The organism is Leifsonia sp. Leaf336 (assembly GCF_001423695.1).
GTDB lineage: Bacteria > Actinomycetota > Actinomycetes > Actinomycetales > Microbacteriaceae > Leifsonia.
In genome coordinates, this window is sequence record NZ_LMOZ01000003.1 from 203,957 (window position 1) to 226,313 (window position 22,357).

Below are 22,357 nucleotides of genomic sequence, written 5' to 3' on the forward strand. Positions count from 1 at the left end.
TCATGCCCTCCCGAGGTCGATGCCCCAGTTCCGCACCCAGCGCGACGACGGCGGCAGCCAGTGGAGGTCGGTCCCCGAGTTGAACGCGTCGGGCGGCGCGGTCATCGGCTCCAGCGCCACCGCCAGACCGCCGGCCGGCAGACCGGGCAGCTCGCGCGTCACGTAGACCTGCGCCCAGCCGAACCGATCGTCCGCCCACACCTCGACGGCGTCCGACGAACGCCGGTCGATCAACCGCAGACCGACGCGGCCGTCCACTGGCCTCAGGCCGGTGTAGGCCGCGTGCGACGGCGCCTCCACCAGGGCGGTCGGCTCGCGGAGGTCGAACCGGGTCCCGCCGACCCGCGCCAGGCGGAGCGGCAGGTCGTCGTCGCCGAGCAGCAGGGTGCGCTCCGCGTCCACCTCCAGGAGCAGGTGCGCTGCGGGAGCCTCGCCGACGCGCACATACGGATGGACGCCGACCGCGACCGGCGCCGCCACCGCACTGCGGTTCACGACTGTGATCGACGAACGGACCCCGGTCGCCTCCAACCGATACGAGACGACGACACCGAGATCGAACGGGTATCCGAGCGGATGACGCACCCCCGCCTCCAGGCTCACCGAGGATTCGTCGCGCGCGGTCACCGCGAACGACGTCGTCGCGACCAGTCCGTGGAGGGCGTTGCCCGCGCCCGGCTCGGTGACCTCCAGCTGCTGGGGCGTCCCGTCGAGCAGCCACCGGCCTCCGCGGACGCGGTTCGGCCACGGCACGAGCACGGCACCCGACGACGCCACCGGGCCGGCGTCGTCACCGTAGACCAGCTCCATGCCGTCCACGCCGAGCCTCTGGAGGCTCGCTCCGACCGGCGAGACGGTCGCGCCGACCGAGCGGCCGGCGACGGTGCGCGAGAGGACGAGCGGTTCAGACCGCGCGTACATGCAGCAGCACGGACCGGTCCGGGTCCAGCGACGGCAGCTCGATCCCGACCAGCCGCAGGACGCGCCCGCTGAGGACGACTCCGTCGGCCAGCCACGGCGGCTGGTCACCTCCCGGGCGCTCGCCGGCGGGGTACACGGCTCTCACCTCGTAGATCAGCGAATCGTCCAGACCGGGAAGGCCCGCGCGGCCGACCGGCCAGGTGCGCGGCCGCTCGGTCAGCGAGTAGGCGTAGAGCGCCTCCGACGAGTCGGCGGCGACCACTCCCTCCAAGCGGGCGGCGGCCTCGGACAGATCGGCGTGCACGGCGACGCCCGCGTGCAGCAGCGTCCGGTGCTCCTTGTGGAAGGCGATCCACGCCGCGAGCGCCTGCTTCGTCTCCTCGGAGGCGGTCAGCAGGTCGGTCTCGACGCCGAGGTGACCCCAGATCGCCTTCTCGCCCCGGTACGACAGCGGATGGCTGCGGTGCGTGGTGTGCGACTCCTCCGCGCCGATGTGGGTGCCCTGCAGCTCCGGCGGCACGAGCAGGGCGGTCCAGCGCTGAATCTCCAGACGCTCGTGCGGGTCGTTGCAGTCGCTCGGCCAGACGCGCTGGGTGCGCTCCAGCACTCCGAGGTCGATGCGGCCGCCGCCGCTCGCGCACGACTCGATCTCGAGCCCGGGGTGGCGACGGTGCAGCTCGTCCATGAGCCGGTAGGCGGCGAGGGTCTGCGCGCGAAGGCCCGGCCGCCCGGTCGGGGTGTGGCCGGCGTCGAGCAGGTAGCGGTTGTGATCCCACTTCACGTAGGCGATCCCGAGCTCGCCGATGAGGGAGCTCATGCGCTCGAGTACGGAGGCGTACGCCTCGGGATGCCCGAGGTCGAGCACGTGCTGCTGCCGCGACGGGAGGCCGGGACCGTGGCCGGCGTCGAAGATCCAGTCGGGATGCTCGGCGGCGAGCCGCGAGTCGAGGTTGATCATCTCCGGCTCGAACCAGAGACCGAAGTCCATCCCGAGTTCGCGGACCCGGGAGGCGATCGGGCCGAGCCCCTCCGGCCAGCGCTCGGGGTCGACCTCCCAGTCGCCGAGGGACGTCGTGTCGTCGCGGCGACCGGTGAACCAGCCGTCGTCGATCACGAAGCGCTCGGCGCCGATGGCTGCAGCCTCCTCGGCGAACCGGGTCAGCGCCGCTGGGTCGTGGTCGAAGTAGACCGCCTCCCAGGTGTTGACCAGAACGGGTCGCGGACCCGCCGGGTACGCGGCAGAGGTGCGCAGGTGCCGATGGAACCGCGCGGCCAGCTCGTCGAGTCCGTCGCCCCAAGAGCCGTACTGCCAGGGAGTGACGTATTCGTCGCCCTGCGCGAGTTCGACCTCGGCGGCCGCGAGGCCCTCCACGGCCGAGAGCCGGCGCGTGTTCGCCGGGGTGCGCTCGGCGGCGAGGGTCTGGTTGCCGCTCCAGCCGAGGTGCGTCGCCCACACCCTGCCGGAGCGGAAGCCGAAGCCGCGCTCGCCCGCCGCGAGCAGGAGGGTGTGCTCCAGACCGGGCTTGCCACCGCGGGAGGTGCGGACCCACTCGCCGACGTCGAAGGCGCGGCGCTGAGGAACGCGCTCCAGCGCCCAACGGCCGGTGAGGTCGAGCACCTCGTCCGCCTCCGCGGGAACGGGCAGGGCCAGCTCGAGACCGTCGACGCGGAACGCATCGGTGGCATCGTTCCGGAGTCGCGCACGCTGGCGGATGAGCCCGCTCGCCTCCAAGACGGCGAGCTCGAGGGTGAGCGAGAGTCCGAAGGCGTCGTCCGTGGCCGACACGGTCACGGTCGTCCCCTCGGCCGCCGTGTCGACCTCCGCAGACACGACCCGGAACACCGGCGCCCAGCGGCGCCCGGCCGAGTCGCCGACCAGCCCGGGCCGGCCGAGCCAGCCCTCCGGGAGCTGCGCGAGCACCGGGACCGGCTGCGGGTAGGTCACGACGCTGTCGCCGATCGCCGGCCGGGCCGTGCGCGCGATCGCGTCGAGCTCCTCCGCGCTCAGGTCGCCGAGGTCGTCGCCCCAGTGCAGGATCCGCGGCAGGCGGGCGTCATCGAGGAGGACCACGACGCTCGTGCCTCCCGCGCGCAGGTGGACCAGGTCCGTGTCGACGTGCATGTGTTCTATTTCACCGATCCGAGGGCGAGGCCCCCGATGAAGCTGCGCTGGAAGAGCAGGAAGACGATGGTGGAGGGTATGGCCGCGACGACGGTCGCCGCCGCGATGACCGACCAGCTGGAGACGTACTCGCCCTGCAGCGACAGCACGGCCGCCGTGATCGGGAGCTTCTCGGACGTCTGCAGCAGCGTGATCGACCAGAGCAGGTCGTTGAACACCCACGTGAACGACAGCGCACCGAGCGCGGCGAGCGCCGGGCGGGTCAGCGGGAGGATGACCTGCAGGAAGATGCGGACCGTGCTCGCGCCGTCGAGCGTGGCGGCCTCCTGCAGCTCGTGCGGGATGGTGCGCATGAAGCCGTAGAGCACGAAGGTGTAGAACCCGATTCCGAACGCGACCTGCACGGCGATCAAGGCGCCGAGGGTGTCGTAGACGTTGAGCTGCTGGGTGAGGCGCGCCACCGGGATGAGCAGCATCTGCACCGGCAGGAGGTTGCCCGCGAGCATCACGAGCAGGAGGGTGCGGCGGAACGGCACACGGTACCTGCTGAGTCCGAACGCGGCCGCGGCCGAGAACAGCAGGGTCAGGATCACGGTCGGGATGGTCACGATCATGCTGTTCACGAGCGCCTGGAAGAGGCCGCCCTGGTTCCACGCCTGCACGTACGTGCTGAGCGTGAAGGTGTGCGGGAGGCTGGCGATGCCGTTCGCGGAGATGTCGTCGAAGGTGCGGAACGAGGTGATCAGCACGACCAGGATCGGCGCGAACCACGCCAGCGAGATCAGGATGCCGCTGGTGTGGAAGCCGACGGTCACGGCGGTCCTGCGGCGGCTGCGCCGGCGGACAGTGGTCGCGGGGCGCGCGCCGGCGGTGCGGGTCTGGGCGGCGGTGGCGGTCATGACTCCTTCTCCTCGGAGAGCGCGCGGACGAGGTACGAGACGATGACGGCGATCGCCAGGATGAAGATCACGACGGCGATCGCGGAGGCATAGCCCAGGGCGTGCGAGCCGAAGGCGGTGGAGAACATGTACGTGCTCAGCAGCTCGGTGGAGTGATAGGGGCCGCCTCGGGTCATCGCCCAGACGATGTCGAAGGAGCGCAGCGAGTCGATGATGAGCACCGACAGCACCACGAGGTTGACACTGCGCAGCTGCGGCATCGTCACGTGCCAGAACCGCTGCCAGCCGGTGGCGCCATCGACGCGGGCGGCCTCCTGCACAGCGGGGTCGAGGGCCTTGAGCCCGGCGATGAACAGCACCATCACGTAGCCGATCTCGCGCCACAGCGCGGCGACGATCACGGCGTAGAGCGCGGTGCTCGAGTCGCCGAGCCAGACGTGGGTCCAGCTGTGCAGACCGACGGCGTCGAGGACGTTGTTCAGGACGCCGTTGGGCTGGAAGAACGCGCCCCAGATCAGGGCGGTGACGACGAGCGAGAAGACGATCGGCAGGAAGAGCGCCGTGCGGTAGATGCCGACGCCTCGGCGCTCCGACTGGAACAGCAGAGCGACGCCGAGCCCGGCGGCGAAGGAGATGCCGCCGAACAGCACGATCCAGATCGCGGTGTTCTTGAGGGCGGTGAGGAAGATCGGGTCCGCGAACAGGTCGACGTAGTTCTGCACGCCGACCGGGGTCGCCGGCCCGATCCCGTTCCAGTGCAGGAACGAGAGGCTGACGCCTTGGAATGCAGGCCAGAAGACGCCGACCGCCTCCACGAGGAACGGGATGAGGACGAGGGCGAACACGATCGGCGGCGGAATGGAGATCCGCCGCCGACCGCGAACAGAGGTGAGAGAGGTCACGAAGTCGCCCGGATCTTCGCCGACGCCGCGTCCCAGTCCTTCAGGATCTGGTCGAGGTTCTCCGGGTGGGCGATGAAGCTGGTCAGCGCGGTGTCTGCCGGCGTCTGCTGGGGGTCACCCGCATCCCGGTTGTAGAACTGCGTGACCGCTTTGGCCGACTCCAGCATGTCCTTGCCCTGCTTGGAGAGCGCGTCGAGGTTCAGCTTCGCCTTCGAGTTCGCCGGCAGGTAGGTGCCCTGCTGGCTCGCCGCCAGGTCCGTCTGCGCTTGCGGGCTGGCGACGTAGTCGAGGAACTTCTTCGTGAGGTTCGGCTTGTCCGTCTTCACGCTGGCGATGAAACCGTCCGTCGGCCCCTCCTCGGCGACCGGCACCGAGGGGTCGATCGTCGGGAACTGGAAGAACGCCAGGTCGCTCTGCTTGTCGGCCGGGACCGACGGCTGCGCCCACGCGCCCAGGAGGTACATGGCGACCTTGCCCTGCGAGAAGTCGCTCATCGCCTGGTTCTGCGTGGTGCCGAGCACCGCCGGGTCGAAGTACGGGAGCACCTGCTTGAAGGCGGCGAACACCTTGCGCACCTGAGGGCTGTCGTACTTCTCCTTGCCCGAAAGCAGCTTCAGGTGGAAGTCGGCGCCGTTGATGCGCAGGTCCAGGTAGTCGAACCAGGCGGAGGCCAGCCAGGCGTTGTCGCTGAGGCCGGCGGTGAACGGCGTCACGCCCTGGCCCTTGATCTTGGCGGAGTCGGCGAGGAACTCGTCCCAGGTCTTCGGCGGGGTGATGCCGAGCTTCTCGAAGTCGCTCTTGAAGTAGTAGACGCCCCACCAGTAGTACCCGGTCGGGACGAACACCTCCTTGCCGGACGAGTCCTGGCTCAGCGACTTGAGGGAGGCCGGGAAGTCGCTGCCGTGGTCCTTCCAGACGCTGGACAGGTCGAGCAGGAGGTTCTGGTCGGCGAAGTCGCGCGTGGCCTGGCCTGCGTACCAGGTGTAGACGTCCGGCGGGTTCTTGGAGGTGAGGTACGACGGAAGCTGCTGGTTGAAGGTGTTGGTCGGGATGGTGTTGACCTTGACCTGGCCTTCGCCCTTGGCGTTGAACTCCTTCACCAGCTTGTCGAGGCCGCCCTTCTCCGCATCGGTGAAGCGGGACTGCAGGATGAGGGGTCCGGAGGCGTCCGGCCCGCTCTTGGCCTGCTGCGCTTCGCCCGACGTGGAGACGCAGCCTGCGAGCAGCGCCGTCGCGGCGACGGCGCTGCCGAGCGCCGTCAACCATCGGGTGGTCTTTCGGGTCATCATCGACTCCATTCCGTGGGGGTGATTGCAAGGGGTCGGCCGAAGGAAGATCCTACGTCCGGCTGACATCCACGCTAGGTCGACACGGAGCGTCGCCGTAGCAGAAACCGTTGGTGTATCTGGACATTTCGATGGCGATGACGCAGAATCATCCGGTGCTCATCCCTGATGGATTCCCGGGCCAGCGCATGCTGGTTCTCCCCCGGCCACGCGTCCGCGAGTTTCTCCAGCAGCCCGGAACAACGCGTCTGGTCGTGACGGATAGCGGCTATTTCCCGAAAGCCGACTCCCACGGACGCCGCCGGACCACGCCGATCGCGCAAGCAATCGTGATCGCCTGCGTCGACGGATCCGGCTGGTGCGAAACGGAAGCTGGACGATTCCCCGTGCACCAGGGGCAGGTCGTCGTCCTTCCACCCCGTCAGCCGCACGCGTACGGCGCCGATGTGGACAACCCGTGGACGCTGTGGTGGTTCCACGCTGCGGGGCCCGACGTGGAGCCCTTTCTCGCGGCGTCCGGGATGACGGTGGAGAACCCGGTCCGCCGGCCTCGAGACCTGTACCCGATCGTGTCGCTGATGTCGGAGGTGCTGGCGTGGACCGAACGCGACAGCACGACGTCCAGCCTCAATGCGGCTGCCGGCGCGGCGTGGCACACCTTGACCCTGCTGGCCTCCGAACGCTCCCGCGCCGATGACGCGGGCGATGTGATCGACCACGCCACCGAGTACCTGCGGGCGCACATCGCAGACCGGGTGACGGTTCCGGAACTCGCATCGATGGCGTCGTTGAGCACATCCCACTTCAGCGCCCTCTTCAAACGGCATGTCGGCTATCCGGTGCTGCAGTACCAGACGATGCTGCGCATGTCGCGAGCCCGCGAGCTTCTCGACACGACCTCCGCGACCGTGGCGGCGATCGCGGCGGAGGTCGGCTACCCCGACTCGTTCTACTTCGCCCGCCAGTTCAAGAAGGTGCACGGCATGACGGCGCGCGAGTACCGGGACCAGCACAAGGGCTGATCCCGGTCGTCGCCGGCGCGGCTCAGTTGACGTACGCGGTCTCCGCTTCGCCCAGCAGCTCCCGCACGAGTGTGGCGGCGGGGTCGCGGTCGAGGACCGGGGCCAAGATCGTCGCCGCGCGGGACGGATCACCCGTCAGCAGCGCCAGTTCGGCGTCCATGACCGCGACCAGGTCACGGTGGACCTGCTCGATGTCGGCCCGGAAGATCAGCATCGTCGGCAGGGACGTGGCGAAGTAGTCGATCTTCGCACGCTCTCGCCGCTCGACCTCCACGTAGTCCGCGAGCTCGGCGGTCAGCCGGTCCGCGCGGTCCTGGTCGCCGAGCCGTCGTGCCGCGAGCACCGAATAGTACGTCATCGGGGAGTGCGGAACCGCTGACATCGTGGTGAAGTCCCCCGCACTCGTCGCCGCCGCGCGCCACGCCTCCTCGGCGGCCACCGTCAGCCCGGCAGCCTGATTGGCGTCGCCGAATGCGAGCAGGAGGTCGGACCGGTTGGCCAGGGGGTGCGGTGCTTCGCCGAGGGTGTCGGGAACGTCGACCGCGCTCGCGAGCGCGGCCACCGCGCGGTCGGGCTCGCCGAGGAGAAGAGCCTCGTTCGCCGCGGCGCGCTGGGCCAGCGTCCACACCCGGATGGTCTCGCCCTCGCCGCCCTCCCAGGGGCTGAACCGGCGACCGGACAGCAGACGGATCGCCTCGGCGTGACGTCCGACGAGGACGAGCAGCTCCGCGTAGGCGAGGGCGAGGTCGTCCCGCTCGACGATCAGCTCGCCGGCATCGGCGAGGGCGTCAAGTCGTTCCTGCGGAGCGGCGCCCACGCGGCGGGCGAGCTGGTCGGCCTCGTATCGCAGCTTCGCGTCGCGCGGTGCGGCGTCCACCGCCTGCCGGTACCGGCGCACAGCCTCCTCGGGTCGGCCCTGGACGTTGTAGGCGGCGAGGCCGAGGCCGCGGAGCGACACCGCGTCGTCGGGCGCCTGCTCGACTGCGCGTTCGAGGTGCGCGATCGCTTCGTCGTAGCGGCGGTGGAAGTAGAGCCAGTGGCCCAGCAGTGCGTGCGCGCGGGCGTCGCCCGTGCGCTGGACCCGGCGTTCGAGCACGCGCGCATCCTCGCGGCCGCCGGCGAAGCACCGGTCGACGGAGACGGTGCGCGCATCCCGGAGGGCAGCGGTCGCCTCATCGACGCGGCCGAGCTCTTCGAGCAGCTCCGCCCTGGCGTAGTGGATGAGGGCGAGCGGGTCGCCCGCTCCGGGCACCGGCAGGGTGACAGCGGCGAGCGCTGCTGCCTCCAGGACGCGGAGCGTCTCCGCGGACATCCCGAGCGATCGGTACTCCCCCGCGAGGTCGCGCAGCGTTCCGGCGTCGGTGTTCGCCGGCGTGCCGGCGAGGTCCCTCAACCAGGCGTCGAGCGGGTCGAGCGCGCGCGCTGCGGCCAGGACCTCCTCCGCCTCCGCTGCACGACCCAGCGTGCGCAGTGCGATCACACGGACCGCCGCGGCCTGCAGCTGGTCCGCGTCGAGGCGGGCGGCGAGCTCGGCCTGTTCGAGCGCGTCGCTCCAGCGACCGGCGCGGGCGGCGATGCGGGCGCGGGCCAGCGCTGACGGCGCCCGCCAGGCGTACGTCCACGCCGCCTTCGCGAACGCGCCGTCGGCCTCCTGATCGCGACCGGTCTCCGACAGCACGACGCCGAGGAGGTACGAGGCTTCGCCGTCGGCCGGGTTCGGGTTGCGCCGCGTCTGGCGGCGAAGAGCCGAGCGGAGGTGTTCTTCGGCCTCCGTCAGGCGGCCGGCTCCGAGCCGGGCCGAGGCGATGGCGACGTGCGAGCGGGAGTCGCCCGGATCGCGCCTCAAGGCCTCCTGCCAATACGGCTCGGGCGACCTGGTGGCGTGCCGGTACTGGGCGAGGTGGACGCCGGTGAGGTAGAGCTCGTCGATCGAGTCGATCTCGGCTGGGGCGGGAGGCTCGGTCGCCGTCTCGAAGCCGTCGGCGGCCGCGTCCCGGTAGCGGGTGGTCGATCGGAGCACTTCGACGTCGTCGACCTCGGCGACCAGGTCGAGATCACCGGCGATCGCAGCAGGCACCCTGACGACGAACGGACGACCAGGTCGGACCGACGCCCGCTCCTCCCAGACGAGTGCACCCGAGCTGTCGATCAGCCGCAGCTCGACACCCTCGAACACGCGGGTGGCTGCCAGGCCGATGTCCGCGATCCGCTCTGCGCCGTCTCCGCTGACCACGAGGCTCATCGCCAGGTCGGTCGACGCCTGCGTGAGCGGGCCGATGCCGTGATAGGGGAACCAGAACTGGCTGAACGACTTCGTCTCGCCCGGGGCGAGGTAGGAGAAGTCCGGCTGGTTGTCCGTGTAGACCCCGGCCATCAGTTCGACGTAAGCGCTGCGGTCGTCACTGAGGTTCGCATCCCACGCCCAGCCGAACGGGGAGTTGCCCCACGTCCATTGCTTCTTGCCCGGAGCGATGTGGTGGTCGGCGACGTGCGCGAAGCCCAGCGCCGTGGAGTGGTCGTAGCCGCCGAAGAAGTCGTCTTCGCTGGCGACGCACATGTACGACGTGGGCACGGGGATGTTGCGGTACCAGTCGATCCGGTCGGCATCGTCCGCGACGTACGCGGGGCTGTTCCGGTCGGCGCGAGCCGCGTAGTCGATGCCGTAATACGGCTGGTCGGCGGCGGGAAACGCGGTCGCGGCGCGTTTGGCGTGGTCGGCGACCACGTGGACGTCCCCTGGAAAGAACGACTGGTACTCGTCATGCACACGGACGGCGACGTTCGCCCACCAGAGGAAGGTCTGCGTGGTCTCCGTGCGGTTGAACAGCCGCACTCTGGCCTCCAGAACAGCGCTGCCCGGTCGCACACGGATACCGTGCATGCCCTTCATCCTGGCGAACGGGTCATGGTCGCTGCACCACACGGTGACCGAACCGTCGGGCTCGCGTTCGATCGTCCAGTCCATCGGCAGGAAGGTGGCGGGACGGTGGTGCTGCGGCCAGTTGAACTCGATCCCTCCCGAGATCCACGGCCCGGCGAGACCGACCAGGGCCGGTTTGATCACGTCGTTCCGGTAGAAGAAGTCCTGGCCGGTGGTCTTGTCGATCGCGATGTGAACGCGTCCACCCAGCTCGGGAAGGATCACCAGCCGAAGGTATTCGTTCTCGAGATGCACCGCCTGCCACGTGCGGGTCGTCGCCTCATGACTGACCGACTCGATGAAGGGCAACGGGTACACCCGACCGGACGAACCTTGATAGACCCGCGACTCCAGGAAAGCAGGGAGACGCCCCGGCTCCCCCGGCTCATAGGTGCGAACATCAACGGGCTCCCCCCACGCCGCGACGGCGGCGTCGCGCTGGCTCTCCGGCACGGGAGGGAGGGGGAACGAGGGGGGAACAGCAGACATAAATGCGACCCTACGGGCCGCCCTGACCCCTACAACATATGCGTTCCCACGCAGAACATGGACGATTCTCTTGTGCTTGGCCCCGACCAATCCGACGCTGCCGACGATGGACTGCGCTGTGGCCGAAGGGCCTCCCGATTCCACTCCTGTGAGGTAAGGCTTGCACCATGCGGCATCGATGCTGCTGAATGTGCTCGAGTCGAGCGGGTAGAGGGAATACACGGGAGAGAGATCATGGCGGGAGCATTGGACGGCGCGACGGCATTGGTGACCGGAGCGAGTAGCGGGATCGGCGCCGAGACGGCACGAAGGCTTGCGTCGGAGGGGGCGACGGTGGCGCTGGTCGCGCGGCGACGAGACCGCCTCGACGACGTCGCGGCGGGAATCACGGAAGCCGGCAGACGGGCGATCGTGATCGAAGGCGACGTGGCTGATCGAGGATCGGCGGAGGCCGCTGTGGAGGCCGCGGTCGATCGGACCGGCCGGCTCGACATTCTTGTCAACAACGCGGGCGTCATGCTCTTGGGCCCGGCCCAGCAGGCCAGTGTCGACGATTGGGAGCGGATGCTCGCCATCAACGTCAACGGCGTTCTCGCGATCACCCATGCGGCCCTCCCCCACCTGATCCACGCCGGACAGGACTCCGCACGAGGCATCGCCGACATCGTCACGATCAGCTCGACGGCCGGACGAGTCGCTCGGCCAGGCAGCAGCGTCTACAACCTGACCAAGTTCGGCGTGAACGCGTTCTCCGAAGCGCTCCGCCAAGAACTCGTGCCCCAGAAAGTGCGGGTCGGTGTGATCGAACCGGGGACGGTGGACACAGAGCTCGTCAGTCACAACTCCTCAGCAGTGCGCGAGGCGGCGGAACGTCAGGTCTCGACGAGGCGCTGCAGCCGGCCGACGTCGCGGACGCCGTCGCCTACATGGTCACCCGCCCCCGGCGGGTCGCGGTGAACGAGCTGCTGGTGCGGGCGGCCGAGCAGACCTGGTGATCCGATTCACGCTTCACGTCCATCCACTCGCCATCGTCATCCCGCTGCGCTGAGCGACCTCTCGCGGTCGAGGAACTCGACGCCATCAGCACTCAACGACAACCGCGCCGCCGTAAGCCCGTACGCGGTGATCGTCACATCGACGTGCTCGTCACCGGCCAGCTGCACGACCGCGAGCGCATGACCATCGAAGCTGGTGTGCTGCCGGCTCACGTACGAGTCTGCCGGTGCGGGGTTCCCGGACCCCACCGCGAGGAGCTTCGCCTCACCCTCCAGCTCGACGGTGACCGGCCGGTCGGCGTCTGAGACGATCCTCCCGTCGCCGTCCGCTAATCCGATGCGGACGAATCGGATACCGTCGGCGGTCTCGGCGTCCACTTCTGCCAGAAGCTGAACCGCCGGCCCTGCCGTCGTGAGGGTATAGGACTCCGCCCGGATGCCGTTTCGAATGGCAGTGGCCACCAGCGTCCCGGGTGTGTACGCAACAGGGAACTCCGCTCGGTAAGCGTGCTCGCGACCGGCGGCCGCCCTCCCGATCACAGCACCGTTCAGCGCAAGCTCGACCTCGTCTGCGTCGCTGTAGACCTCGACCGTCAGCGTGGCGCCCTCATGGCCCGACCAGGTCCAGCTGGCGATGCTGTCGCTCCAGGTCCACGGCCCCGCGTAGAACGTGCCATCACGACCCGGGCGGTTCACCGCGATGTACGGTTCCGGCCTGAGACCGAAGACGATCTCGCGGTAGAAGGACGCCGGGCGACGGCCTCCGATCAAATCGAGGTCACCGCACCACGCGGCGATCCACGGAAAGCCGGCACTGAGAGTCGGCTGCTCCCCCTCGGCCAGATACTGTGGCGCGCCGATGCCGACCTCGCCGAGGTAGTCGAAGCCCGTCCAGGTGAAGTCGCCGATGACATGAGCGTTGTCGGTGACGAGTCCCCAGTTGTGGTCGATGTGGGTAGGGAAGGTCTCCGTCCCGACGATCACACGATTGGGGAAGAGTTCCTTGTCCATCACGTACCGTGCATCCAGGTAGTTCATTCCGGCGATGTCCAGCAGCCCGAACGACTCGGCGGTCTTCTCCGTGACCAGCGGGGAGGATCCGATCTGGTTCATGAAGTCCCCCGGCCCGCTCGCCATCATCGTATTGATGCCGGCGCCTTCGTCCGCGCTGCTGCCGCGCTGGGCGCCCATCGCCTTCAGATCGTCCATGACTGCCAACATGCCGTTGACGGCGTTGGTCACGAATCGGGTGGAATCGAGCGCTCGGACCTTCTCCGCTAGTGCGCGGCCGGTGATCCCGCCGGCCGCCGAACCGGTCTCCGGGATCTCATTGCCGATCGAGTAGAGGATGACGCTCGGGTGGTTGAAGTCCTTGGCGACCATCGCCTCCACGTCGCGCTCCCACCACTCCGCGAACCGGAGCGAGTAGTCGTGCGACATCTTTCCCGATGTCCACATGTCGAACGTCTCGTCCATGACGTACATCCCGAGCCGGTCGCACGCTTCGAGCAGCCCTGCGCTGATCGGGTTGTGAGCGGATCGGATGGCGTTGAAGCCGGCCTCTTTCAGCAACCGTACGCGGCGCTCTTCCGCAGCATCGAAGGTCGCCGCGCCGAGGATGCCGTTGTCGTGATGGATGCACGCTCCACGCAGTTTGACCGTCTGGCCGTTGACCCGCAGGCCTCGAACCGGGTCCACCTGCAGCTTGCGGATCCCGAACGAACTACTGGCTTGGTCGATGACCGCGTCATCCGACAGCTCGGCATGCGCGGTGTACAACGCGGGAGCCTCGGCGCTCCACAGGGCCGGCGCTCCCACTCGAAGCCGCTGCCGGCTCAACGCCGAACCGTTGGCTTCCACGGTCACTGGCACCGTTCCGGTGGCCACCGTCGCACCGGATGGATCGGTGATGTTGACGCTTACAGATACGGTTGCGCGGCGGTTGCGGGTGTTCGAGACGGTCACGTCCACCTCGACGATGGCGGCGTCCGCCTCGACGTCGGGCGTCGTCACCCTCAGGCCGTCAGCGGGGATGTGCACCTCGGGGCCGACATGGAGCCAGACGTTGCGGTAGATTCCGGCGCCTGTATACCAGCGAGAGTCTTCCCCGTTGCGCGCTTCGACCTCGATGGTGTTTTCCTCGCCTGGGCGCAGGAATGTGTCGGCGTCGATGGTGAACCCGGAGTAGCCGTAGGGTCGCTGACCGGCGAAGCTCCCGTTGATGTGCACCGTCGCGTCGCGGTAGACCCCCTCGAACTCCACAACGATCCGCTTCCCTTCGAACTCGCTCGGCACCAGGAAGCTCTTGCGGTACTGATAGGCACCGGCTGGGAAGAAGGCGACCGCTCGATCACCCTCCGGGTCGCGGTCGCGGCCGATCTGGGCATCGTGCGGGAGGGTGATGTCGTTGTACAGTGCGCTGATCCCGGCGAGCTCCGCGAACGGATTCACCTTCTCGCGGTACTGCCAGCCGTCATTGAACGATGTGCGCTTCATGGGTGCTCCTCTGGTCGTGCGATGTCTCGGTGATGCTTCGTCGGATGGCGTCCAGCATTGACAGCGTTGCGACGCTGTCGGCCAATGGGTGGAGGGGATGCTCGGTGAGGCCGGCCACGATCACCTCGGTGACCGCGGCGAGCATCGGCACGTAGCCGTACCCGTCGCGCGTGAACGCGGTCGTGTCGACCCGTGCGAGTGCATCCGGGATCGGCCCGCTGCGTTTCTGGTACTCGGATGCGGACCAGAAGGGCGCCGGGATGGTGATCCAGCCTTCGGTTCCACTAATGGTCGCTGTCGGTTCCGCGTAATCGACCATCGAAGCCGCCAGCTGGGCGAATCGGCCATCCGCGTAGTCGAAGGTCATGTGCTCGGCGAGGTCCACCCCGTCCGGTCGGATGCAACCGGACCCACAGACGCGATCGGGTGCGCCGAGGACGTCGAGCGCGAGGGTGACCGGGTAGATCGCCTGGTCCAACAGTGTGCTGCTGGCCCGTTCGGCGCTCCATCGTGGCGAGTCCGGCGCATCGAAAGGCAAGCCGAAGGATGCGCGCACACTGCGGACGTCGCCGATCGCGCCGGAGAGTGCTGCGACCACCGCCCCGCGATATGCGGGAAGGAACCGCATCCACATTGCTTCCATCGCGAATCGGCCGCTTGCCGCCGCCGCGTCGGCGATGCGCTGCGCCTCGCCCGCGTCGACGGCGATCGGCTTCTCGATCAGGACATGCTTGCCTGCCTCCAAGGCCGCCACTGCGATTCCCGCGTGGGTCGCGTGCGGGGTCCCGACGTAGGCGATGTCCACATCGGGGTCTGCGAGCATCCGGTGCAGGTCTGAGTACGCGACGGAGAACCCATGTTCGTCCGCGAACGCGTTCGCCTTCGCCTGATCTCGGGAGACAACCGCGTAGCAGTCGGCCCCCGGGGTCACGGCGAGGTCGTTCGCAATGAGCTGGGAGATGAGACCGGTGCCGATGACAGCCCAGCTCAGTCCTCCTCCTGCCGACGGTGACGTCATCCCTGCACCGTTGCAGCCTTCGCAGCTCGCCGGGCAGCCAGGTCCCGCTGGATCTGGGAGAGGTTCTTGTCGATGTTCAAGAACCAGATGATGACACCCATGAGCACGGAGATGATCAGCGGAAGCCAGAGGTAGAGGAGGATCTCCATGTTGACCGCCGACGCGGGCTGGCTGGAGGCCTGGCCGTTGTAGTTGCCGGCGGCGAGGAGCCAGCCGACAAGGGCCACGCCGAGGCCGGCACCGAAGTTCTGGCCGGCGGTCGCGGCCGAGTACGTCATGCCGTCCAGGCGAACGCCGCTCTTCCACTCCCCGTAGTCCACGACGTCTGCCACGAGCGCGAACAGTCCTGCCGCGGCAGGGATGCCTCCGACGGATCGGACCAGGCCGCCCACGATGACGAGGGTGATGCTGCTCGGGTCGATGAGCGAGATGACGCAGCCGAGGACGGTGATCACGACACCCACCAGGATGAGCTTGCGCTTGCCGACCCGAGCGATGATGGCCGGCATGAACCAGAGGCCGATGATCAGCGGGAGGAGCTGAACCAGTCCGAGGAAGCTGTAGATGTTCGGGTCACCGAGGACATCCTTCGCGTAGTACACGCCGACACCGGCGGTGCCGGTGAGAACGTAGTTCAGCAGGAAGAAGCCGAAGGCGAGGAAGAAGTACGGGTTGCGGAACAGGATTCCGAGCGACTTGCCCAGCGGCAGCTTGCTGCCGTCGTCCTGCTTGATCGTCCCCTTGATCCTCTCCTTGGTGCCGAAGAACACGATCAAGAATGTGAGGGCGGAGATCACACCGTAGACGATCGAGATGATCGTCCATCCGTTCTGCCCGCCCCCGTTCGCGGTGATCACCGGGATCGTGACGAAGTTCACGACCAGCGTGGTCACCAGAGCGAAGAAGGTGCGGATGACGGTGAGCGAGACCCGCATCTTCGAATTGCTCGTGATCACAGAGAGCAGCGTGTGGTACGCCAGGTTCGACCCGACGAAGCCGACGCCGAGGCAGATGAAGTACATGACGAACGCGTAGACCTCTTTGGCCCCGGTCCCGAGCCCTGCGGGAATGTTGAACAGCAGGATGAACGAGATCACCACGACCGGGGTCGCGAACAGGATCCAGGGCCGGGCCTTGCCCCAGCGGGTGTTCGTGCGGTCGATCAGTGCGCCGAGGACCAGGTCCATCGTGCCGTCCAGCACGCGGCCGAACAGCAGCAGTGTGCCGGCGATCGCAGCGCCGATCCCCACAGTGTCGGTGAAGTAGAAGAGCAGGAAGGCCGAGATCGGCGCGAAGATCAAGTTCCCGCCGATGTCGCCGACGCCGTAGGCGAGCCGCTCGCGGATCTTGAGCTTCTGACCGGTCGTGTCCTCAACCGCCTCGCCGACCGCGTTGGCAGCCAGGGAGGCGGTCAGCGACTCCTCCGCGCTCACGGCGACCGCTGCTCTTTGCTGCTCTGCCGAAGTCCGGGTGGAATCCTTCGCCATTGTTGACTCCCTCGTCAGATTTGGGACCGGTCACATCACCGATCGGTGTCACGTGTCAGTGACACGCGACACCACCGTAAAGCGAGTCGGTGTCACGTGTCAACTCCGATGTGGCAGACTGGTCGGATGACGGTGGATGTGCGGCCCGCCCGGCGAGCGACGAGCAAGGATGTCGCGGCGACCGCCGGCGTCTCGCGTTCGACCGTCAGCCAAATACTCAACGGCGATGATCGGTTCCCCGAAGAGACCCGCGCACGCGTCCTCGCGGCAGCGAAGGCCCTCCACTACCGACCATCTCGCGCAGGTCGGGCACTGGTCACCGGCCTGAGCGACATCATCGTCGTCGTCGTACCCAACGCGACCTTCGGGCCCCACCTGCAAGACTCCGTCGACCGATTGACCAACGCCACCTCGGGAGAGGGAATGAGCGTGGTGGTGCGATTCGCCAGTATGCAGGACGAATCGACGCTGACGTCCGTGCTCGATCTGCGGCCGACGGCGGTCGTCGACTTTGGAGTGTTCAGCAACGAGCAACGCGAGCGTATCGAAGCGTTCGGAACTCGCGTCGTTCCCCGCCGAACCCCCCTCGCTGACCGGGCCGACCCTGACCCGATCGATATTCACATCGGTCGGATGCAAGTTCGTGAGCTGCTGCGCGCAGGGCCCCGGCGGCTGGTGTACGCCGCACTCGATGACAAGCGGCTCGATCCTTTCGGACCTCCACGACTCGACGGCATCGAGCGGGAGGCCCGCGAGCGAGGCCTCGCGAAACCCCTCATTGCGCGCATTCCGCTCGACGCGCACGGGGCGACGACAGCGCTCAGGGCGGTGCTCTCGGGGGCCGATTCCACTCCGATCGGCGTCTGCTGCTACAACGACGACGTCGCGATCGCTGTCCTCTCCGCCGCCCGGCGCCTCGGCCTTCGCGTGGCAGAAGACCTCGCCCTCGTCGGAGTCGACAGAACGGCTGTCGGCCAGCTGATCACTCCCCGACTGACTACGGTCTTCGTCGACCAGCCGAAGATCATGGACGCCCTTGTCCGGGACCTCGCATCGCTGTCGTCGCGCCGCCCGCTGCCGGAGCCCACGTCGGCTGAGCTGGACCTCAGCGAATTGGTGGAACTGATTCCAGGGGAGACGACCTAAGCCCGACGCGAATGTACTCGCGGCCTACCGAGGTTCGGCGCCCCGCTTCGGGCACAATGTCGGCGTGTCCATCTTCACGCAGTACTTCAGCGCACCGTCCGATGCCGACGCCGCCAAGCTTCTTGAGGATGGTCCTGAGGGGGTCATTCCCGAAGCGAACCAAGTGATTCTCTTCAGCATTCTTCCCGTTGTCGAGATGGATCAGTTGGAGGCGATCCTCTCCGGAGTCGCAACGGATGACAGCCCCACTGGAGGGCGGATGGTCGCTGAGCAAGACGGCGGCCGCTGGGTGTGGGGACTGAACGAGGGCCTTCGAGCACACCTCACGGAATGCTCGCTCGATGAGCTGGTCGCCTCCGCCGATCCGTGGTCGGAGATCGACGAGTTCTGGGGTGGTATGGATCCTGACGTGGCCACGCACTTCCTCCTGGAGCTTCGCGTACTCGCATCGAAGGCGACCGCCGCAAACCACAACCTCTACTGCTGGGTCTGCCTCTAGCCGGCCATCACCGCTCTAGCGCCATCCGGCCGGCATCCCTCACCATGTCTGGCATGGCAGAGGTGATGCTTGCGGTCATGCCGTTCTCCGGCCACGTCGCGCCCATGCGGGCGGTGGCGCGCGCCTTCGCTGCAGCAGGTCACCGGGTGCGCGTGTACACAGGGTCAGCCCACGCCGACGCCTTCCGCGCCGACGGGGCGGAACCTGTGCTGTGGGAGAGGGCGCCGGACTTCGATGAGAACGATCTGGCCCCGACATTCCCGCGGCTGCGCGGCCGCAAGGGCCCCCGCCAGATGATCGTGAACGTCGAGGACCTGTTCGTCCGAACGGGATCAGCGCAGTGCGCCGACCTGACTGCCTCCTTCGACGCGCGGCCCTGGGATGTCCTCGTCGCCGACGGTCTTTCCCTCGGCGCGCATCTGGCCGCCGAACGGACCGGCACTCCGCGGGTCACGGTCGCGCTCGTCCCCCTCGCGACGCCGTCCCCGGGTGCACCGCCACCCGGCCTGGGCCTCCTACCGGCGACGTCGGCGCTCGGCCGCCTGCGGGACGGCGCATTGTGGGCGGCGCTCTCGGCCGTGTCCCGCCCGATTCAGCACGCGTTCCACGAGCAACGCGCTCTCGCCGGCCTCCCGCCGAGCGCACTCACCTTCCAGGAGGCGTTGTACTCACGCGATCTGGTGTGCGCCAGCGGCGTCGAGCAACTGGAGTACCCCCGCCCTCAGTGGCCAGGACGGATCGTCTGGGTCGGCGAGCTCACGGACCATGCCGGCAGCGGCATCCCGGACCCCGCGTGGTGGCCGGAATCGCTCGCGGACCCGCGTCCGGTGGTGCATGTGACCCAAGGCACCCAGAATGTGGATCCTGCCGACCTCATCCGGCCGACATTCGCAGCGCTCGGACGTCAGCGGGTGCAGCTCGCCGTCGCGACGGGAGTGCGCGGGAACAGCGGGTTGCCGTTCCCTGCGCCGCCGAACGCCCGCGTCGCAGACCTGCTTCCGTACGATCGGCTTCTGCCCCGCATCGACGTGATGGTGACCAACGGCGGGTGGGGCGGCGTGCTGGCGGCGCTGCACCACGGCGTGCCTCTGGTGATCGCGGGCGGAGACCTGGACAAGCCGGAAGTCGCCGCCCGCGTCGCCTGGGCCGGCGCCGGGGTGAATCTGCGCACGGGAACACCGTCTCCTCGCACGATCCTGCGCGCATGGCAGCGGGTCTCCGGCGAGCCCGCCTACCGGACGGTTGCCCAACGCATAGGCGAGGCCCTCCGCCGGCACGACGGACCCCGTGAAGTGGTCGAGCACACGGAGGCCCTCCTCGATTCACCGCACTAGCGGTGCGTAATTATTTCGCTGCCCGCCGACTGAAGCCCCCGCCACGCCAGGGACGTTCACGGCCCGTTCAGTCGGGGGTGGTGTGATAGCCGGGTGAAGACGCGAATCGCGGAGTATCCGCGGCCGGACCACTTCCTGCTCCACATCAGCGACACGCACCTGCTCGCCGCTGGTGAGCGCCTGTACGGGAGCGTCGACAGCGAGGAGCACCTCCGGGGGCTGCTTCACGAGGTCGAGCGGTCGGGCGGCCGGCCGGAGGCGATCGTGTTCACCGGGGACCTGGCCGACCGCGGCCAGCCCGACGCCTACGCGCGGTTGCGCGCGCTGGTCGAGCCCGTCGCCGCACGGATGGGCGCGCACGTGATCTGGGTGATGGGCAACCACGACGACCGCGCCGCCTTCCGGCGCACCCTGCGAGACGAGTCGGGCGGCACCTCGCCGGTCGACGACGTGCACTGGATCGGGGGACTGCGGATCATCGCGCTCGACTCCACCGTGCCCGGCCACCACTACGGCGACGTGAGCGAGTCGCAGCTCGACTGGCTGGCCGCCGAGCTCGCGTCGCCCGCGCCGGAGGGCACCATCCTGGCGATGCATCACCCGCCCGTGCCGAGCGTTCTCGACCTGGCCGTCTCGGTCGAGCTGCGCGATCAGTGGCAGCTCCGCGAGGTGCTCGAGGGGAGCGACGTGCGCTCCATCATCGCCGGGCACCTGCACTACTCGTCGACGGCCATGTTCGCCGGCATCCCGGTCTCCGTCGCCTCGGCGAGCTGCTACACGCAGGACCTCAACGTCCCGGTCGGCGGGACCCGCGGTCGCGACGGCGCCCGCGCCTTCAATCTTGTGCACGTCTACCCGGACACCGTGCTGCACTCGGTCGTCCCGCTCGGGCAGTACCCGACGCTCGACTACATCGACGCGGAGGAGTCGGCGCGGCGTCTGGCCGCCGACGGCATCCGTATCCCTGAGGCTGTGCGGCGGTCGGTTCGCGAGCAACCTCCGACTACGCCCATCCCGATCTTGCATTGACCGGACCCCGATCCCGCACTGACGAGGGTCGTCGCCTCACTACTCGGGAGGTCGCTCCCATGGTGCACGGAACGGGAAGTACCGCTCCAGGAAGTCCGTCACGATCCGCAGGCGCTCGGCCGGCTCGATCTCCGGGTGGGAGCCGTCGTTGAGGCAGAACATGTCCTGGTCGCGCTTCTTCAGGAGCCGGCGCATCATGTCCGGCGCCTGCCGCAGCGTGGTCTCGATGTAGAGCACTTTCGCTTGCGTCTGGGTGACAGCACGACCGGTCATCAGCCCGTAGTAGTGGTAGAGCGAGTTGGTGACCGAGATGTCCGTCGCCGACCGGAACGGGCTGGCCGCTGTGCGGCGGAAGTCCTCCGCGAACTCCCGCTCCATCTCCTGCAGCACGCTGATCCGCAGCGGAGCGGCGCAGTGCTCCAGGTGGCGGGTGGTCACGCGGCCGAACCGCTCCCAAAGCAACCGCCGGTTGACGCGGGCAGCGTTCTCGAAGCCGCTGCGGGCCGGGTCGGTCTCGCCGAGGCCGATGCGGGTGCCCGCCTCCACGAACTTCGTCACCCCGCCGGGTGAGAAGAACATGTCCGGCGACAGCGGGCGGCCGATGAACATGTCGTCATTGGAGTACAGGAAGTGCTCGGCCAGCCCCGGGATGTGGTGGAGCTGGCTCTCGACGGCGTGGGAGTTGTGGGTCGGGAGCCCGGAGCGGTCGGGGAAGAAGTCCTCGCTCCGCATGATGTGGATGCTCGGATGCTCGGGATCGAGCCACGGCGGCGCGGGCGAATCGGTCGCGATGTAGATGTTCCTGATCCACGGCGCGAACATGTGGACGCTGCGCAGCGCGTACTTGAGTTCGTCGATCTGCCGGTACCGCGCCTCGTTGTCGTCTCCTTCGCCGACGACGTACGATGCCATCCGCGCGGCACGCTGCCGCTGATACTCGGCGTCGGAACCGTCCACCCACGAGAACACGATGTCGATATCGAACGCGATGTCGCTCGCCAGCGGATCGAACATCTGCTGGAGGGTGCGCCAGGGGCGACCGTACAGCTCCACCTCCGCTTCCACTGCCTCGCTGCGCGGGAGTCGCGGCCGCATGATCGCGTTCGGACGCGGAGCGGTGATCTCGTCGTCGCCGAACCGCCAGAACTCCAGTTGGAACGCGGTGTCGGCGCCATAGCGCAGGCGGCCGACCGGCTCCACCCGGGGACGGTACAGCCGCAGGACGTCCGCCTTGCGACGGGAAAGCCTGCCGTCTGCAACGAGCAGGTCGTCGTCCTCGTGGTCGAGGCTGCGAACGTAGAACGGCTCGTCGGCGAAGGCTGCCGCGAGCACGGCAGCCGTCTGCTTGCGGCGGCGGCGGTCGATCGCGATGATGGGCCGGTTGTCGTCGCCACGGACCAGCAGGTATTCCAGCTCCGCGGCGTCCAGCGCGTCGGCGACCGTGAGAAGGTCTTCGATCATCGACTCCCGCGGTGTGAAGGGGCCGGAGATCAGCGTGAATTTGCCCTTTCGCTGCACGATGCCGTCGCGGGCGAACCGTGGCGCACCTGAGCCGGCGTCGCTCGTGACGACGACGGGTTCGGGCTCGACGGAAAGGGAGGCGGGAGGGTAGTCAGGCATACGCCCCTCACTCTAGGCTCCCCGCGTCGCGTCGGAGGACCCGGCTCGAGCCTCCCCCTACCTCAGGCCGACCACGGTACGTCGCAGAACTGGCGCTGGTCGCTCACTCTGCACGCGATGCGGTGGCCCGATGCCATCGACACTGTAATGGCGCGGATCTACAAGGTGAACC

General features: G+C 68.3%; 16 protein-coding genes. 6 read left to right on the forward strand and 10 right to left on the reverse strand.

Annotated features, from left to right (window positions below; translation table 11 throughout):
• From ASF88_RS16270 to ASF88_RS16290, 5 genes are read right to left on the reverse strand one after another with little or no spacing between them, the layout of a single operon-like run.
• Window positions 1–921 (reverse strand): aldose epimerase family protein, encoded by a 921-nt coding sequence (locus ASF88_RS16270; protein WP_055921144.1) that lies wholly within the window; start codon window positions 919–921, stop codon window positions 1–3.
• Entirely contained in the window at window positions 905–3,043 is a 2,139-nt protein-coding gene (locus ASF88_RS16275) for an alpha-galactosidase (RefSeq protein ID WP_055921147.1), read from the reverse strand. Before ASF88_RS16275 ends, ASF88_RS16270 begins: the two co-directional genes overlap by 17 nt.
• Window positions 3,044–3,048: 5 nt before the next feature.
• Window positions 3,049–3,942 (reverse strand): carbohydrate ABC transporter permease, encoded by an 894-nt coding sequence (locus ASF88_RS16280; RefSeq protein WP_082519030.1) that lies wholly within the window; start codon window positions 3,940–3,942, stop codon window positions 3,049–3,051.
• The gene (locus ASF88_RS16285) at window positions 3,939–4,844 is read right to left on the reverse strand and encodes a carbohydrate ABC transporter permease (RefSeq protein WP_055921150.1); all 906 of its coding nucleotides are present in this window, start codon (window positions 4,842–4,844) and stop codon (window positions 3,939–3,941) included. Before ASF88_RS16285 ends, ASF88_RS16280 begins: the two co-directional genes overlap by 4 nt.
• Complete coding sequence (locus ASF88_RS16290; protein ID WP_055921153.1) at window positions 4,841–6,130, reverse strand: ABC transporter substrate-binding protein; 1,290 nt, start codon at window positions 6,128–6,130, stop codon at window positions 4,841–4,843. Before ASF88_RS16290 ends, ASF88_RS16285 begins: the two co-directional genes overlap by 4 nt.
• Before the next feature lie 188 nt (window positions 6,131–6,318).
• Between ASF88_RS16290 and ASF88_RS16295 the strand changes: the two genes are divergently transcribed.
• Window positions 6,319–7,152 carry an AraC family transcriptional regulator gene (locus tag ASF88_RS16295; RefSeq protein ID WP_235493581.1) on the forward strand — a complete coding sequence of 278 codons (834 nt, stop codon included), beginning with the start codon at window positions 6,319–6,321 and terminating at the stop codon, window positions 7,150–7,152.
• A 22-nt stretch (window positions 7,153–7,174) separates the two neighbouring features.
• On the opposite strand, the gene ASF88_RS16300 is transcribed toward ASF88_RS16295, so the two are convergent.
• On the reverse strand, window positions 7,175–10,561 hold the full coding sequence (locus tag ASF88_RS16300) for a DUF5107 domain-containing protein (protein WP_082519032.1): 3,387 nt from the start codon (window positions 10,559–10,561) through the stop codon (window positions 7,175–7,177).
• A gap of 234 nt (window positions 10,562–10,795) precedes the next feature.
• On the opposite strand from ASF88_RS16300, the gene ASF88_RS16305 reads away from it, so the two are divergent.
• The gene (locus tag ASF88_RS16305) at window positions 10,796–11,518 is read left to right on the forward strand and encodes an SDR family oxidoreductase (protein ID WP_235493521.1); all 723 of its coding nucleotides are present in this window, start codon (window positions 10,796–10,798) and stop codon (window positions 11,516–11,518) included.
• Between the two features lie 74 nt (window positions 11,519–11,592).
• Here ASF88_RS16305 and ASF88_RS16310 read toward each other — a convergent pair whose 3' ends face one another.
• The 3 genes from ASF88_RS16310 to ASF88_RS16320 are packed head-to-tail and all read right to left on the reverse strand — an operon-like array spanning window position 11,593 to window position 16,557.
• Window positions 11,593–14,052 carry a glycoside hydrolase family 2 TIM barrel-domain containing protein gene (locus ASF88_RS16310; protein WP_055921162.1) on the reverse strand — a complete coding sequence of 820 codons (2,460 nt, stop codon included), beginning with the start codon at window positions 14,050–14,052 and terminating at the stop codon, window positions 11,593–11,595.
• A complete protein-coding gene (locus ASF88_RS16315; RefSeq protein ID WP_055921165.1) occupies window positions 14,030–15,070 on the reverse strand; it encodes a Gfo/Idh/MocA family protein in 1,041 nt (346 codons plus the stop codon). Before ASF88_RS16315 ends, ASF88_RS16310 begins: the two co-directional genes overlap by 23 nt.
• Window positions 15,067–16,557, reverse strand: a complete 1,491-nt coding sequence (locus ASF88_RS16320; protein WP_082519033.1) for an MFS transporter — start codon at window positions 16,555–16,557, stop codon at window positions 15,067–15,069. The genes ASF88_RS16315 and ASF88_RS16320 overlap by 4 nt, the downstream gene beginning before the upstream one ends.
• A gap of 45 nt (window positions 16,558–16,602) precedes the next feature.
• On the opposite strand from ASF88_RS16320, the gene ASF88_RS16325 reads away from it, so the two are divergent.
• The 4 genes from ASF88_RS16325 to ASF88_RS16340 all read left to right on the forward strand — a co-directional run bounded on the left by ASF88_RS16325 (window position 16,603) and on the right by ASF88_RS16340 (window position 20,565).
• Window positions 16,603–17,703: a LacI family DNA-binding transcriptional regulator gene (locus ASF88_RS16325; protein WP_157498409.1), complete on the forward strand. Its 1,101-nt coding sequence runs from the start codon at window positions 16,603–16,605 to the stop codon at window positions 17,701–17,703.
• Window positions 17,704–17,767: 64 nt separating this feature from the next.
• Window positions 17,768–18,202: a hypothetical protein gene (locus ASF88_RS16330; protein ID WP_055921174.1), complete on the forward strand. Its 435-nt coding sequence runs from the start codon at window positions 17,768–17,770 to the stop codon at window positions 18,200–18,202.
• Window positions 18,203–18,255: 53 nt separating this feature from the next.
• Window positions 18,256–19,536 (forward strand): glycosyltransferase, encoded by a 1,281-nt coding sequence (locus ASF88_RS16335; protein WP_162242589.1) that lies wholly within the window; start codon window positions 18,256–18,258, stop codon window positions 19,534–19,536.
• A 93-nt stretch (window positions 19,537–19,629) separates the two neighbouring features.
• Entirely contained in the window at window positions 19,630–20,565 is a 936-nt protein-coding gene (locus tag ASF88_RS16340; RefSeq protein ID WP_055921180.1) for a phosphodiesterase, read from the forward strand.
• 39 nt (window positions 20,566–20,604) lie between these two features.
• On the opposite strand, the gene ASF88_RS16345 is transcribed toward ASF88_RS16340, so the two are convergent.
• Window positions 20,605–22,185, reverse strand: coding sequence for a stealth family protein (locus ASF88_RS16345; protein WP_055921183.1), 1,581 nt, complete (start codon window positions 22,183–22,185; stop codon window positions 20,605–20,607).
• Between the last annotated feature and the right edge of the window lie 172 nt (window positions 22,186–22,357).

Excerpts from the sequence above, each read along its gene's own strand:
- ASF88_RS16315 (WP_055921165.1), bottom strand. The coding sequence starts at position 15,070 with ATGACGTCACCGTCGGCAGGAGGAGGACTGAGCTGGGCTGTCATCGGC.
- ASF88_RS16280 (WP_082519030.1), bottom strand. The coding sequence starts at position 3,942 with ATGACCGCCACCGCCGCCCAGACCCGCACCGCCGGCGCGCGCCCCGCG.
- ASF88_RS16345 (WP_055921183.1), bottom strand. The coding sequence starts at position 22,185 with ATGCCTGACTACCCTCCCGCCTCCCTTTCCGTCGAGCCCGAACCCGTC.
- ASF88_RS16275 (WP_055921147.1), bottom strand. The coding sequence starts at position 3,043 with ATGCACGTCGACACGGACCTGGTCCACCTGCGCGCGGGAGGCACGAGC.
- ASF88_RS16295 (WP_235493581.1), top strand. The coding sequence starts at position 6,319 with ATGCTGGTTCTCCCCCGGCCACGCGTCCGCGAGTTTCTCCAGCAGCCC.
- ASF88_RS16320 (WP_082519033.1), bottom strand. The coding sequence starts at position 16,557 with ATGGCGAAGGATTCCACCCGGACTTCGGCAGAGCAGCAAAGAGCAGCG.
- ASF88_RS16305 (WP_235493521.1), top strand. The coding sequence starts at position 10,796 with ATGGCGGGAGCATTGGACGGCGCGACGGCATTGGTGACCGGAGCGAGT.
- ASF88_RS16300 (WP_082519032.1), bottom strand. The coding sequence starts at position 10,561 with ATGTCTGCTGTTCCCCCCTCGTTCCCCCTCCCTCCCGTGCCGGAGAGC.
- ASF88_RS16310 (WP_055921162.1), bottom strand. The coding sequence starts at position 14,052 with ATGAAGCGCACATCGTTCAATGACGGCTGGCAGTACCGCGAGAAGGTG.
- ASF88_RS16270 (WP_055921144.1), bottom strand. The coding sequence starts at position 921 with ATGTACGCGCGGTCTGAACCGCTCGTCCTCTCGCGCACCGTCGCCGGC.
- ASF88_RS16290 (WP_055921153.1), bottom strand. The coding sequence starts at position 6,130 with ATGACCCGAAAGACCACCCGATGGTTGACGGCGCTCGGCAGCGCCGTC.
- ASF88_RS16335 (WP_162242589.1), top strand. The coding sequence starts at position 18,256 with ATGGCAGAGGTGATGCTTGCGGTCATGCCGTTCTCCGGCCACGTCGCG.